This is a genomic window from Citrobacter sp. CK191 (assembly GCF_030333435.1).
Lineage (GTDB): Bacteria > Pseudomonadota > Gammaproteobacteria > Enterobacterales > Enterobacteriaceae > Citrobacter_B > Citrobacter_B koseri.
This window is the reverse complement of sequence record NZ_JAOWFX010000027.1, coordinates 14412-27500: the sequence shown is the minus strand read 5'-3', so window position 1 is coordinate 27500 and position 13089 is coordinate 14412. Positions and strand designations below refer to the sequence as shown.

At 51.4% G+C, this 13089-nt stretch carries 19 protein-coding genes and 1 rRNA gene (1 of these 20 cut by a window edge); 6 read left to right on the top strand and 14 right to left on the bottom strand.

What is annotated here, in order from left to right:
• Positions 1-143 (bottom strand): 16S ribosomal RNA (locus tag OGV82_RS07255); it reaches 1399 nt to the left of the window's first position.
• A gap of 155 nt (positions 144-298) precedes the next feature.
• Positions 299-613, bottom strand: coding sequence for a hypothetical protein (locus OGV82_RS07250; RefSeq protein ID WP_012135409.1), 315 nt, complete (start codon positions 611-613; stop codon positions 299-301).
• On the opposite strand from OGV82_RS07250, the gene OGV82_RS07245 reads away from it, so the two are divergent.
• A complete protein-coding gene (locus OGV82_RS07245) occupies positions 612-1166 on the top strand; it encodes a gamma carbonic anhydrase family protein (protein WP_047460866.1) in 555 nt (184 codons plus the stop codon). The genes OGV82_RS07250 and OGV82_RS07245 overlap by 2 nt on opposite strands.
• Here OGV82_RS07245 and OGV82_RS07240 read toward each other — a convergent pair.
• From OGV82_RS07240 to dprA, 6 genes are read right to left on the bottom strand one after another with little or no spacing between them, the layout of a single operon-like run.
• Positions 1142-1399 carry a DUF1488 family protein gene (locus OGV82_RS07240; RefSeq protein ID WP_047460863.1) on the bottom strand — a complete coding sequence of 86 codons (258 nt, stop codon included), beginning with the start codon at positions 1397-1399 and terminating at the stop codon, positions 1142-1144. The genes OGV82_RS07245 and OGV82_RS07240 overlap by 25 nt on opposite strands.
• Positions 1396-2214, bottom strand: a complete 819-nt coding sequence (aroE, locus tag OGV82_RS07235; protein ID WP_101744406.1) for a shikimate dehydrogenase — start codon at positions 2212-2214, stop codon at positions 1396-1398. The genes OGV82_RS07240 and aroE overlap by 4 nt, the downstream gene beginning before the upstream one ends.
• 4 nt (positions 2215-2218) lie before the next feature.
• Entirely contained in the window at positions 2219-2791 is a 573-nt protein-coding gene (tsaC, locus tag OGV82_RS07230) for an L-threonylcarbamoyladenylate synthase type 1 TsaC (protein WP_024130998.1), read from the bottom strand.
• Positions 2784-3338 (bottom strand): DNA topoisomerase family protein, encoded by a 555-nt coding sequence (locus OGV82_RS07225; RefSeq protein ID WP_012135414.1) that lies wholly within the window; start codon positions 3336-3338, stop codon positions 2784-2786. The genes tsaC and OGV82_RS07225 overlap by 8 nt, the downstream gene beginning before the upstream one ends.
• 26 nt (positions 3339-3364) lie before the next feature.
• Positions 3365-3838 carry a DUF494 family protein Smg gene (gene smg, locus OGV82_RS07220; RefSeq protein WP_024130999.1) on the bottom strand — a complete coding sequence of 158 codons (474 nt, stop codon included), beginning with the start codon at positions 3836-3838 and terminating at the stop codon, positions 3365-3367.
• Positions 3810-4934 (bottom strand): DNA-protecting protein DprA, encoded by a 1125-nt coding sequence (dprA, locus tag OGV82_RS07215; RefSeq protein WP_047460860.1) that lies wholly within the window; start codon positions 4932-4934, stop codon positions 3810-3812. Before dprA ends, smg begins: the two co-directional genes overlap by 29 nt.
• A 130-nt stretch (positions 4935-5064) precedes the next feature.
• On the opposite strand from dprA, the gene def reads away from it, so the two are divergent.
• The 5 genes from def to mscL all read left to right on the top strand — a co-directional run bounded on the left by def (position 5065) and on the right by mscL (position 9825).
• Positions 5065-5574 carry a peptide deformylase gene (def, locus tag OGV82_RS07210; protein ID WP_047460857.1) on the top strand — a complete coding sequence of 170 codons (510 nt, stop codon included), beginning with the start codon at positions 5065-5067 and terminating at the stop codon, positions 5572-5574.
• A 14-nt stretch (positions 5575-5588) separates the two neighbouring features.
• Positions 5589-6536 (top strand): methionyl-tRNA formyltransferase, encoded by a 948-nt coding sequence (gene fmt / locus OGV82_RS07205; RefSeq protein ID WP_047460854.1) that lies wholly within the window; start codon positions 5589-5591, stop codon positions 6534-6536.
• Positions 6537-6588: 52 nt separating this feature from the next.
• Positions 6589-7875 carry a 16S rRNA (cytosine(967)-C(5))-methyltransferase RsmB gene (gene rsmB / locus OGV82_RS07200; RefSeq protein ID WP_047463888.1) on the top strand — a complete coding sequence of 429 codons (1287 nt, stop codon included), beginning with the start codon at positions 6589-6591 and terminating at the stop codon, positions 7873-7875.
• Positions 7876-7896: 21 nt separating this feature from the next.
• Positions 7897-9273, top strand: coding sequence for a Trk system potassium transporter TrkA (trkA, locus tag OGV82_RS07195; RefSeq protein ID WP_012135420.1), 1377 nt, complete (start codon positions 7897-7899; stop codon positions 9271-9273).
• Positions 9274-9414: 141 nt separating this feature from the next.
• Complete coding sequence (gene mscL / locus OGV82_RS07190; RefSeq protein WP_012135421.1) at positions 9415-9825, top strand: large-conductance mechanosensitive channel protein MscL; 411 nt, start codon at positions 9415-9417, stop codon at positions 9823-9825.
• Here mscL and arfA read toward each other — a convergent pair.
• The 6 genes from arfA to rpsD form a co-directional block, all read right to left on the bottom strand.
• Positions 9822-10040, bottom strand: a complete 219-nt coding sequence (arfA, locus tag OGV82_RS07185; protein WP_012135422.1) for an alternative ribosome-rescue factor ArfA — start codon at positions 10038-10040, stop codon at positions 9822-9824. The genes mscL and arfA overlap by 4 nt on opposite strands.
• Before the next feature lie 57 nt (positions 10041-10097).
• Entirely contained in the window at positions 10098-10523 is a 426-nt protein-coding gene (zntR, locus tag OGV82_RS07180) for a Zn(2+)-responsive transcriptional regulator (protein ID WP_024131002.1), read from the bottom strand.
• A gap of 10 nt (positions 10524-10533) precedes the next feature.
• On the bottom strand, positions 10534-10902 hold the full coding sequence (locus OGV82_RS07175; protein ID WP_047460850.1) for a DnaJ family domain-containing protein: 369 nt from the start codon (positions 10900-10902) through the stop codon (positions 10534-10536).
• A 108-nt stretch (positions 10903-11010) separates the two neighbouring features.
• The gene (gene rplQ / locus OGV82_RS07170) at positions 11011-11397 is read right to left on the bottom strand and encodes a 50S ribosomal protein L17 (RefSeq protein ID WP_001216372.1); all 387 of its coding nucleotides are present in this window, start codon (positions 11395-11397) and stop codon (positions 11011-11013) included.
• Between the two features lie 40 nt (positions 11398-11437).
• Positions 11438-12427, bottom strand: coding sequence for a DNA-directed RNA polymerase subunit alpha (locus OGV82_RS07165; protein ID WP_001162094.1), 990 nt, complete (start codon positions 12425-12427; stop codon positions 11438-11440).
• A gap of 25 nt (positions 12428-12452) precedes the next feature.
• Positions 12453-13073 (bottom strand): 30S ribosomal protein S4, encoded by a 621-nt coding sequence (rpsD, locus tag OGV82_RS07160; RefSeq protein WP_000135224.1) that lies wholly within the window; start codon positions 13071-13073, stop codon positions 12453-12455.
• Between the last annotated feature and the right edge of the window lie 16 nt (positions 13074-13089).

Sequence of the window (13089 nt, the reverse complement as noted above, 5' to 3'; positions counted from 1 at the left end):
TCCATCAGGCAGTTTCCCAGACATTACTCACCCGTCCGCCACTCGTCAGCGAAGCAGCAAGCTGCTTCCTGTTACCGTTCGACTTGCATGTGTTAGGCCTGCCGCCAGCGTTCAATCTGAGCCATGATCAAACTCTTCAATTTAAGTTTGATGCTCGTGAATTAAACTTCGTAATGAATTACGTGTTCACTCAGAGACTTGGTATTCATTTTTCGTCTTGCGACGTCAAGAATCCATGTCACTTTGAGTGCCCACACAGATTGTCTGATAAATTGTTAAAGAGCAGTTGCGACGCGCTTTAGCGCTCTGTCGCGAGGTGGCGTATATTACGCTTTCCTCTTTCAGAGTCAACCCCATTTTTCAGGATTTTTCTCTTCGTTGTTCCGACCATCTTGTGAAGCGTTTCACTTTGTCGTCTCAACGGAGGCGCATTATAGGGATCCCATTTTTTTGCACAAGCGTTTTTTGGATCTTTTTTGCTGAATGCCTGTTTTTTACCCCTTTCGCTACATTCCTGCGCAATTTGGCTGATTTTTGATACCTGAAACACTTGCGTAGCGCCAATAATCCAACCAAAGTCTTCATTACTGTTCTCTTTCGTTGAGGTAAACATGTCTGACGTATTACGTCCTTATAAGGATCTTTTCCCACAGATCGAGCAACGCGTGATGATCGATTCCAGTAGCGTCGTCATTGGTGATGTTCGTCTGGCTGATGACGTCGGGATCTGGCCGCTGGTCGTCATTCGTGGCGATGTGAACTATGTAGAGATTGGCGCCCGCTCAAATATCCAGGACGGCAGCGTGCTGCATGTGACGCACAAATCCACCACTAACCCGCAAGGTAATCCGCTTATTGTGGGTGAAGATGTCACTGTCGGGCATAAAGTCATGCTCCACGGCTGCACTATCGGCAACCGGGTTCTGGTTGGCATGGGGTCCATTCTGTTGGATGGCGCGGTAATAGAAGATGACGTCATGATCGGCGCTGGCAGCCTGGTGCCGCAAAACAAGCGCCTGGAAAGCGGCTATCTGTATCTGGGGAGTCCGGTGAAGCAGATCCGTCCGCTAAGTGACGAAGAGAAAGCCGGGCTACAGTACTCCGCAAATAACTATGTGAAATGGAAAGATGAATACCTGAGTCAGGACAGCCAGACCCAACCCTGATCGTCTTCTTGCTGGGACTGGATCAACGCTTCCGCTTCTTCTTCCAGATCCCAGCGATGTTCACAAAAGTCTGCCAGCCACCGTTCTGGCGTATCGCCGCCAAAGCGATGCGCCAGCGTGGTTCCCTTGATAGCACACATTAACTGCATCCCATTCACCAGTGCGGGAAAGCTAACGGCCTCAAGGACCGCGTCCCACTCTTCTCTGTCAGGAAACTGAATAGCCTGGTTCATGCCGACAGTTCCTGCTTCAGCGTTGCAATAACAGGTTCCACGTCAGGCAACACGCCATGCCAGAGAAACACAGCATGCGCGGCTTGCCCCACCAGCATCCCCAAACCATCGGCATACCGTTTTGCCCCTTGCTCCGCACACCAGGCAAGGAACGGCGTATTTCCCTTTTGATAAAACATATCGTAGCAACAGACAGCAGGATGAATGAGCGATGACGGGATCGCGGGAATATCACCGCTAATTCCACTGGATGTCGCATTGATGATCAGATCGAATTCATGGCCTTCCAGCGCATCAAGACGAAGGGCCTGAACACTGCCGGTATGAGCGAAGATTTGCGCCAGTTCTTCAGCACGGGAAGCGGTTCGGTTCGCAATAGTAACCGCACAATCCATTGATAGCAGCGGTAACAGTACGCCCCTGGAAGCCCCCCCTGCCCCAATCAGCAGGATGCGTAGCCCCGGACGAATGAAAGACAAACGTTCAAGATCGCTCAACAGACCGATGCCGTCGGTGTTATCCCCCAGCAAGCGACCATCATCAAGGCGTTTCAGGGTATTCACCGCCCCGGCAAGCGCCGCACGCTCCGTCAGTTCATCTGCGCGTGCAAACGCTTCCTCTTTAAAAGGAACGGTAACGTTCGCCCCTTTCCCTCCTTGCGCAAAGAAGGCGTTAAGGGTATTCACGAAATCATCAACCGGCGCCAGAACACGCCCATAGGGATGATCTATCTTCAGTTGCTGCGCAAACTGCTGATGAATCAATGGCGACTTGCTGTGCGCAATCGGGTTACCAAAAACAGCATAGGTTTCCATCGTATTACCCCTGTCGAAACAGCTCGCCCGTCAGGGCATCACGAATTTCAGAAGGATTCAGGCGTCCTCCCGTTTCACCCTCAACAACGGGGAAATCCGCGCCAAACTGCGCCCGTACTTCTTCGACCGTGCGGCAGGGAGGCAACCCTGTCAAATTCGCACTGGTGGAAACCAACGGTTTGCCATAAGCCTGGCACAATGAGACCACCAGCGGGTGATCCGTAACGCGAACCGCCAGCGAATCAAAACGTCCCGTCAACCAGCGCGGCGTTGTCGCCGGTGCAGGAAAAACAAACGTCACCGGGCCAGGCCAGCACGCAAAGATCGCTTCTCGTTGCGTATCTGTCAGCATGCTGTCATCAATATATGGCTTAAGCTGCTCAAAATTTGCCGCAATTAAAATGAGGCCTTTTTCAACCGGACGCTGTTTCAATTCCAGTAAGCGGTTGACCGCCGTTTCACTATCAGGATCGCACCCAACACCGAAAACAGCTTCTGTGGGATACGCGATGACACATTCTTTATGCAGTACCGCTACCGCTGCCGCGATAGCGTCTGTAGGCAGGTTATTATTCACTTTGTTGTTCCGCCGGAACCGGCTTTCCACATTGTTTACTGGCGCAAAAGTGCTTCACACCCTGCGCGGTTTTCTTTTCGATGAGTAGCGGATAGTGACATTCAGGACACTCTCCGGCTATCGGTTTGAAGTTAATGACAAACTGACATTCAGGATAGCGATCGCAGGAATGAAAGGTTTTACCATAACGGGAACGCCGTTGAACCAGATGACCTTTTTGGCACTGAGGGCAGGTAATGGCAGTTTCGTCTGGTTTGTCGATCAGTTCGGTATGACCACACGCGGGGTAGTCACTGCAACCGATAAACATGCCGAACCGCCCCTGCCGCAATACCAACTCCGCACCACATGCCGGGCAAAACTTCCCCTCCAGAACTTTGACGATATGTCCGTCTGCTGACGATTTCAGCGGACGGACATAATCACATTCTGGATAGTGTGAGCAGCCGAGAAAAGGACCATGTTTCCCGGAGCGAATAACAAGTTCAGCCCCGCACTGTGGGCAGGGCTCATTTTTATGCACCGTAAACAGTGCTGATTTAGCCATAACAACTCATGCTGAATGAAGGTCGATTAATGCAGCATACCTTCATTCACTTCAAAGAGTAATTCTTCCATTTGCTGATACGCATTTTCACAACCCGGAATGTTAAATAAAACCATCAGGATCACCCACTTCAGGTCTTCCAGATCGAATTCTGCGGTATCCAGCGCGAGCACGCGTTCAATCACCATTTCTCGCGTTTCGAGGTTTAGCACCTGAATCTGCTCGAGGAATAACAGAAACCCCCGACAGCTGGCATCCAGTCGATTGCACTCCTCTGCCGTGTAAATACGTACGGAGAGCGGATCGGAAGCCAGTTGCATAGGTTCGGCGAGGCCTTCCTGATAATCAGCAAGCTTTTCCAGCCACAGTAGCGCGTTGTAGATGTCTTCACGGTCAAAGCCAGCGTCGGTAAGATCCCGTTCCAGTTTGTCCTGATCCACACGCAATTCAGCTTCGTTATGGATGTAAGTCTCAAACAAATACATTAGTACGTCGAACATGGCTTGCCCTCCTTAATCGGACATAGCCGCCGGGTACAGCTGCGATCCATCCTGCTAACTCCAGTTCGAGTAGCTGAGCCACTACCTCTGGCACAGGTTGGCCGGCACGTTCAGCGACGACGTCAACAGGTGTTACCTCATCTCCTACGTTAGCCAGGAGCATAGGAAATGGCAATGCTGCGACTTCCTGATCTGGTGAATAAAGTGAATTTTCGGCCTCATCTGGCAGCCAATGTAAGCCGTATTGCAAATTTTCCAGAATATCCTCTGGCGCCGTCACAAGAGTGGCGCCCTGTTTGATCAACCAATGCGGCCCTTCACTGCCAGGGCTGCCTATCGGCCCTGGCAAGGCAAAGACATCCCTCCCTTGCTCCAGCGCACAGCGCGCAGTAACCAAAGAGCCGCTTCGTAGCGCCGCTTCAACCACCAGCACGCCTTTGCTCAGGCCACTAATGATGCGGTTTCGTCGGGGAAAATGGTGCGGTAAAGGGAGCGTCGCTAATGGAAACTCCGACACCAGCGCGCCACCGGCGTCTATCAGCCCCTCAGCCAGCCGGGTATGCCGTCGGGGATGGATACTTCCCAGACCGTTGCCCAGCACAGCCACGCTTTTCCCGTTCGCGTTTAAGGCGGCTTTATGCGCAACGCCATCAACTCCTCTCGCCAGCCCGCTGGTAATCGTCACCCCTTTTACGGCAAGACTTTCACAGAACAAACGCCCCCATCGCTCGCCATACCAGGAAGGTGTCCGGCTTCCGACGACGCCAAGCTGGAAGTTCTGGAGACATTCTGGATCACCTGCAACAAAAAAAGCGCCGGGATAATCTGCAATCGCATTCAACTGTGCCGGATAACGCGCGCTGCCGGCCAGAATCAAATGGTGATGAGGTTGCTCAAGCCAGTGCTGCGCGTCATCCAGCGCTTTTTGCGGGACGGTTAAAAAGCGTTCCGCTTGTCGGGACGTTAACCCTGCGTTCTGAAGTAAAGTCTTATCAATCTGACGCTGTTGTATGAGCAAATTCGCAATGCTCAACATTGCATCGCCATACAATTCACTCACATGCATCAAACGTAACCAAATTTCGGTACGGGTCATCCTTTATCCCCCTGCCACAGGCTGTCCTGGCAATCTTTGCGATTGGTCACTGATGCTGTCAATCGGAGGGGGTTTTGTCTAGAATAGAGGTAATAATCTTTCCAACTCCTGAACACAACTCTGGATAATTATGGCAGTTTTGCAAGTGTTACATATTCCGGACGAGCGTCTTCGCAAAGTCGCAAAACCGGTAGAAGAAGTGAATGCAGAAATTCAGCGTATCGTCGATGATATGTTCGAAACGATGTATGCAGAAGAAGGTATTGGCCTGGCGGCAACGCAGGTCGATATTCATCAACGTATCATCGTGATTGATGTTTCGGAAAACCGCGACGAGCGTCTGGTGTTAATCAACCCGGAACTGCTGGAAAAAAGCGGTGAGACGGGGATTGAAGAAGGCTGTCTGTCTATTCCAGAACAGCGTGCTTTAGTGCCGCGTGCGGAGAAAGTGAAAATTCGCGCACTCGACCGCGACGGTCAATCTTTTGAGCTGGAAGCAGACGGTCTGTTGGCTATCTGTATTCAGCACGAGATGGATCACCTGGTTGGTAAACTGTTTATCGATTATCTGTCGCCGCTGAAGCAACAACGTATTCGTCAGAAAGTTGAGAAACTCGACCGCCTGAACGCCCGAGCTTAAGGACAAGAATCAACGTGTCAGACTCACTACGTATTATTTTTGCGGGTACACCTGACTTTGCAGCGCGTCATCTTGACGCGCTGTTGTCTTCTGGACACAACGTCGTTGGCGTGTTTACCCAACCCGACCGCCCGGCTGGACGCGGTAAAAAGCTGATGCCCAGCCCGGTGAAAGTGCTGGCGGAAGAGAAAGGAATAGCGGTTTTTCAGCCCGCCTCCTTGCGCCCACAAGAAAACCAGCATTTAGTCGCAGACTTACACGCTGACGTAATGGTCGTGGTGGCGTATGGCCTGATTCTGCCAAAAGCGGTGTTGGATATGCCGCGACTCGGCTGCATCAACGTTCACGGTTCCCTGCTCCCGCGCTGGCGTGGCGCAGCGCCGATCCAACGTTCACTTTGGGCTGGTGATGCCGAAACGGGCGTAACCATCATGCAAATGGATGTGGGTCTGGATACTGGCGATATGCTCTATAAACTTGCCTGTCCAATCACCGAGAAAGACACCAGCGGCACGCTGTATGACAAGCTGGCGGATCTTGGCCCACAGGGGCTGATTGAAACGCTGAAACAGTTAGAAAACGGTACCGCGAAGCCAGAAGTACAGGACAACGCCCTGGCCACTCACGCTGAGAAACTTAGCAAAGAAGAGGCGCGTATGGACTGGTCTCTCTCTGCCGCACAGCTTGAACGCTGCATCCGCGCCTTTAATCCCTGGCCAATGAGCTGGATGGAAATTGACGGTCAGCCGGTAAAAGTGTGGCAGGCGTCAGTGATAGAGCGCGTAACGCAAGCGGAACCGGGCACCATTCTTGACGCGACTAAACAAGGTATTCAGGTTGCAACCGGCAACGGCATCCTGAACCTGCTCTCCCTTCAACCCGCAGGTAAGAAGGCAATGAGCGCGCAGGATCTTTTAAATTCACGTCGGGAATGGTTTATTCCTGGCAACCGTCTGGCCTGACGGTCACGTCTTACTACGCCCGGTGTTACCGGGCATTTTTATTTTTGCGGTTATGAAAAAACAAAATTTACGCAGTCTGGCGGCACAGGCCGTTGAGCAGGTTGTTGAGCAAGGGCAATCCTTAAGTAATGTCCTGCCACCACTACAGCAAAAAGTCTCCGATAAAGACAAAGCGCTGCTTCAGGAGCTGTGCTTTGGCGTGTTGCGCACCCTTTCGCAGCTGGAGTGGCTGATTAATAAATTAATGTCTCGCCCGATGACCGGTAAGCAACGCACCGTGCATTACCTGATCATGGTAGGGTTTTACCAGCTATTGCACACACGAATTCCACCACATGCGGCCCTCGCAGAAACGGTTGAAGGTGCTGTTGCTATTAAGCGCCCACAGCTTAAGGGGCTGATCAATGGCGTTTTGCGTCAGTTTCAGCGTCAGCAGGAGGCGTTGCTGGCTGAGTTTGCGACCAGCGAGGCACGTTTTCTGCATCCGTCCTGGCTGCTAAAGCGCCTGCAAAAATCCTATCCCACCCAATGGGAAGCGATTGTCGAAGCCAACAACCAACGTCCTCCAATGTGGCTACGCGTGAACCGTACACATCATTCACGCGACAGCTGGCTCGCGTTATTGCAGGACGCAGGAATGAACGGTTTTCCCCACTCGGCCTATCCTGACGCCCTACGTCTTGAGTCTCCGGCGCCGGTTCATGCCTTACCCGGCTTTGAAGAGGGTTGGGTAACGGTTCAGGATGCTGCCGCGCAAGGCTGTGTTAGCTTCCTCGCCCCACAAAACGGCGAGCAAATCCTGGATTTGTGCGCCGCACCGGGGGGTAAAACAACGCATATACTCGAAGCCGCGCCTGAAGCGCAGGTGTTGGCTGTCGATGTCGACGAACAGCGTCTTTCACGCGTTTACGATAACCTTAAACGTCTGGGGATGAAGGCAACCGTCAAACAGGGTGATGGTCGATATCCCGCGCAATGGTGTGGCGAGCAGAAATTTGACCGTATTCTGCTGGATGCGCCTTGTTCAGCCACCGGCGTCATTCGTCGTCACCCGGATATCAAATGGCTACGCCGCGATCGTGATATTGCTGAACTGGCAAAATTACAGTCGGAAATTCTGGATGCCATATGGCCACATTTAAAGTCAGGCGGAACACTGGTCTACGCGACCTGTTCTGTCCTGCCGGAAGAGAATAGCCAACAGATTCAGGCCTTTTTACAGCGCACCCCGGACGCCACCCTGACCGGCACCGGAACCTCCGCTCAACCGGGCGTGCAAAATCTGCCAGGTGCGGAAGAAGGTGACGGCTTCTTTTACGCTAAGCTAATCAAAAAGTGATGAGATAACGGGTCGCGACTGATGAAAATTATCATTCTGGGCGCAGGGCAGGTCGGCGGCACGCTGGCTGAAAACCTGGTCGGAGAGAACAACGACATCACGGTGGTCGATATCAATGGCGAACGCCTGCGTAGTTTACAGGACAAGTTCGATCTCCGCGTCGTGCAAGGGCATGGCTCTCACCCCCGCGTACTGCGTGAAGCGGGTGCAGACGATGCGGATATGCTGGTCGCCGTGACCAGTTCCGATGAAACGAATATGGTCGCCTGCCAGGTGGCCTATTCACTCTTCAATACGCCAAATCGTATCGCCCGTATCCGCTCGCCAGATTATGTCCGCGATGCGGATAAACTCTTCCACTCTGAAGCCGTCCCCATCGACCATCTTATTGCGCCAGAGCAACTGGTCATCGATAACATTTATCGCCTGATCGAATATCCTGGCGCATTGCAGGTCGTTAATTTCGCCGAAGGTAAAGTCAGTCTTGCGGTAGTGAAAGCCTATTATGGCGGGCCGCTGATCGGGAACGCGTTATCCACGATGCGTGAGCATATGCCGCATATTGATACCCGCGTCGCCGCGATATTCCGTCATGACCGCCCCATTCGCCCCCAGGGTTCGACTATTGTAGAAGCAGGCGATGAAGTCTTTTTCATTGCCGCATCGCAGCATATCCGTGCGGTAATGAGCGAACTGCAACGTCTGGAGAAACCCTATAAGCGTATTATGTTAGTCGGCGGGGGAAATATCGGTGCCGGTCTCGCGCGTCGTCTGGAAAAAGATTACAGCGTCAAACTGATCGAGCGCGATCAACAGCGGGCCTCCGAACTTGCCGAAAAACTGCAAAATACGATCGTCTTTTTTGGCGATGCGTCGGATCAGGAACTGCTGGCTGAAGAGCATATTGATCAGGTTGATCTGTTTATTGCAGTCACCAACGATGATGAAGCCAACATTATGTCGGCAATGCTGGCCAAACGGATGGGTGCGAAGAAAGTAATGGTGCTCATTCAACGTCGCGCCTATGTGGATCTCGTCCAGGGGAGCGTCATTGATATTGCCATTTCACCACAGCAGGCCACGATTTCCGCGTTACTCAGCCATGTGCGTAAAGCCGATATTGTGGGAGTGTCATCGCTACGTCGTGGTGTAGCAGAAGCAATTGAAGCCGTTGCCCACGGTGATGAAAGTACATCTCGCGTCGTAGGCCGTGCCATTGATGAAATTAAACTTCCACCGGGAACAATAATTGGCGCAGTGGTTCGCGGTAACGATGTAATGATTGCCAATGACAATTTGCGCATTGAACAAGGCGATCATGTGATTATGTTCCTGACGGATAAAAAGTTTATTACCGACGTCGAACGCTTATTCCAGCCAAGTCCTTTCTTCCTGTAATTATTTGGGCGCTAATGCAGCGCCCTCTTTAATTCCCCTGTTTTATCAGGGCCTAATAAATGCTCCTTTAAACAATCCATAAATGGAAAATGCCTTAACATTTGTTAAACTTATAAACGTCTGTTGCATAGGGAGAATAAAATGAGCTTTATTAAAGAGTTTCGCGAATTCGCGATGCGCGGGAATGTTGTTGATTTGGCAGTGGGTGTGATTATTGGTGCGGCATTCGGGAAGATCGTTTCTTCTCTGGTTGCTGATATCATTATGCCGCCGCTGGGATTGTTAATTGGCGGGATCGATTTTAAACAGTTTGCCTTTACGCTACGCGAAGCGCAGGGAGATATCCCGGCAGTCGTGATGCATTACGGTGTGTTTATTCAGAACGTCTTTGATTTTGTTATTGTGGCGTTTGCTATCTTCATGGCTATCAAACTGATCAACAAACTGAATCGTAAGAAAGAAGAACCGACGGAAGCGCCAGCGCCGACAACGGAAGAAGTATTGCTTTCTGAGATCCGCGATCTTCTGAAAGAACAAAACAACCGTTCTTAACAAGCCTTAATAAGCAGAAAGCCAGTGGTAAAAAAGTGATTCACTTTCTTGCCACTGGCCTCCCAGTTACCCCGATTGCCATGTTTGCCTTTACGCAGATAACTTCCTTTCCCTTTCTTATTTTTTTCAACACGTTGTCTGAAAAGCGGATCGTGCAGTAATGCCTCAATGGCGTTGTCTTTTATCTGCCCTTTCGTATGCTGATAACGACTCATAATAACTCCAGTTTGTATGGTTTAACGGCGCGAGTGTAGGCTCATCAGGTCAATAAATCAACACTCCTGCTTTACTCCGCTGGCACCTTGTTCCAGTGCTTCCAGAATTGAACAATAGACGCTGCTGTGTGCCGTTCCACAGCAGGCATCGTTCAGCCTCTGCAATGAACGCTGCATACTCTGTAATTCCGCAATTCGTGATTCGACCTCTTTCAGCCTTTCCTGCACGATTCCTTTCGACTCCTGGCAGGTATGGTGTTCAGGATCGACACGGATCGACAACAGTTCCCGGATCGACTCAAGCGTAAAGCCCAACTGCCGGGCATAGCGGATAAACTTAAGGCGCTGAAGATCGTTTTCCGTGTAGAGTCGGAAACCACCTTCCGTACGCACTTCATGCTCCATCATCTGCTGCTTTTCATAGTAGCGGATGGTATCAGGCGTCACTTCTGCCAGCTTTGCCAGTTCACCAATACGATACATATAAGCTCCGTTAGTCATCATTAATCTTATGCAGCAATTTATCTGCATATTCACCGCGTAAAAACCCGGTACTCAGCCCCGCCTGTCGTAGTTTTAGTTCAAGGAGCGATAAACGACGGCTCACTTCCTGATACCGTGGATCGTCCTGACGAATACCTTTAAGTAGATCCAATAGCTGAATGGCTTCTTTACGCTGTTCAAGCTCCGGGGGAAGGCAACCGGCATTTTTGAGTAAACGGTAGCCAGTCCGTAGTTCAGGCGGCACATGTGAGTCATCATCCAGGGCCAGCGGCTCACCGCTGCCGGGCAGATTATCAAACTCACCTTTAGTCTGTGCATCGGTAATATGGCGCTCTGCCCACTGGTCCAGTAACCACATACAACAACTCCAGGGGATGAACAAAAAGAGTACAGATATTGTAGATAAGTGGGGATACGGCGGATATAAAAAAACCCGCCGGAGCGGGTTTTTTTACGTTACTACAGATTACTCTGCAGCAGCTTCTGCTTTAGACTCAGAACGATCAACCAGCTCGATGTATGCCATCGGCGCGTTGTCGCCTGCACGGAAGCCACACTTCAGAATGCGAGTGTAACCACCGGCGCGGCTCGCGAAACGCGGGCCCAGTTCGTTAAACAGTTTTGCCACGATCTCGTTATCACGAGTACGGGCGAATGCCAGACGACGATTAGCTACGCTATCAGTCTTGGCAAGAGTAATCAGCGGCTCAACTACGCGACGCAGCTCTTTCGCTTTAGGCAGGGTCGTCTTGATGATCTCATGACGAACCAGTGAACCTGCCATGTTGCGGAACATAGCCTGGCGATGGCTGCTGTTGCGGTTCAGTTGACGACCACTCTTACGATGGCGCATGACCTTATCCTTCTCAGTAAAACCTTAACCTGTGATCCGGTTACTCGTCAGCGATGCTTGCCGGTGGCCAGTTTTCCAGGCGCATGCCCAGAGACAGTCCACGGGAAGCCAGCACGTCTTTAATCTCAGTAAGAGATTTTTTACCCAGGTTAGGCGTCTTAAGGAGCTCAACCTCGGTACGCTGTACCAGATCACCGATATAGTGGATAGCTTCTGCTTTAAGGCAGTTAGCAGAGCGGACAGTCAATTCCAGATCGTCAACAGGGCGCAGCAGGATCGGATCGAATTCTGGTTTCTCTTCTTTCACTTCCGGCTGACGTACATCACGTAAGTCAACGAAAGCTTCCAGTTGTTCAGCCAGAATGGTTGCCGCACGACGAATCGCCTCTTCAGGATCGATTGTGCCGTTGGTTTCCATTTCGATGACCAGCTTGTCCAGGTCGGTACGCTGTTCTACACGCGCTGCTTCAACATTGTAGGCAATACGCTCTACAGGGCTGTAGCATGCGTCGACCAGCAGACGGCCGATTGGGCGCTCATCTTCTTCCGAATGAATTCGGGTAGAAGCCGGCACATAACCACGACCGCGCTGAACTTTGATACGCATGCTAATAGACGCGTTCTCATCGGTCAGGTGGCAGATCACGTGCTGCGGCTTGACGATTTCGACATCCCCATCATGGGTAATGTCGGCTGCAGTCACAGGGCCAATGCCAGATTTATTCAAGGTAAGAATAACTTCATCTTTACCCTGAACTCTCACCGCCAGCCCTTTCAGGTTGAGCAGGATTTCCAGGATGTCTTCCTGAACGCCTTCTTTGGTGCTGTACTCATGTAGTACACCATCAATCTCAACCTCGGTCACCGCGCAACCCGGCATCGATGAGAGCAGAATACGGCGCAGTGCGTTACCCAGAGTATGGCCAAAGCCACGCTCTAAAGGCTCAAGGGTCACCTTGGCGTGCGTCGAACTCACTTGCTCGATATCTACCAGGCGCGGTTTTAGAAACTCTGTCACAGAACCCTGCATTGTGTCCTCTCTTTGGTACTAAGCTTTACTTGGAGTAAAGCTCGACGATCAGGTGTTCGTTAATGTCCGCAGACAGATCAGAACGCTCAGGCTTACGCTTAAACGTACCTTCCATCTTGCCAGCATCAACTTCCAGCCAGGTTGGCTTTTCACGCTGCTCAGCCAGCTCCAGAGCGGCTTTCACGCGAGACTGCTTCTTCGCTTTCTCACGAATGCTAACAACGTCATTCGGACTAACCTGATAAGAAGCGATGTTAACAACACGACCGTTTACCATAATTGCTTTATGGCTAACCAGCTGGCGTGCTTCTGCACGAGTGGCGCCGAAGCCCATACGGTATACAACGTTGTCCAGACGACCTTCCAGCAGAGCCAACAGGTTTTCACCGGTGTTGCCTTTCAGACGCGCTGCTTCTTTGTAGTAGTTACGGAACTGACGCTCCAGCACACCATAGATACGGCGAACTTTTTGCTTTTCACGCAACTGCACACCATAGTCAGACAGACGCGGTTTACGCGCACCGTGCTGGCCAGGAGCTTGTTCAATTTTACACTTGGTATCGATCGCGCGAACGCCAGACTTAAGGAATAAGTCGGTGCCCTCACGACGGCTCAGCTTGAGCTTAGGACCCAAATATCTTGCCATTTTCTTTCTCCAACAA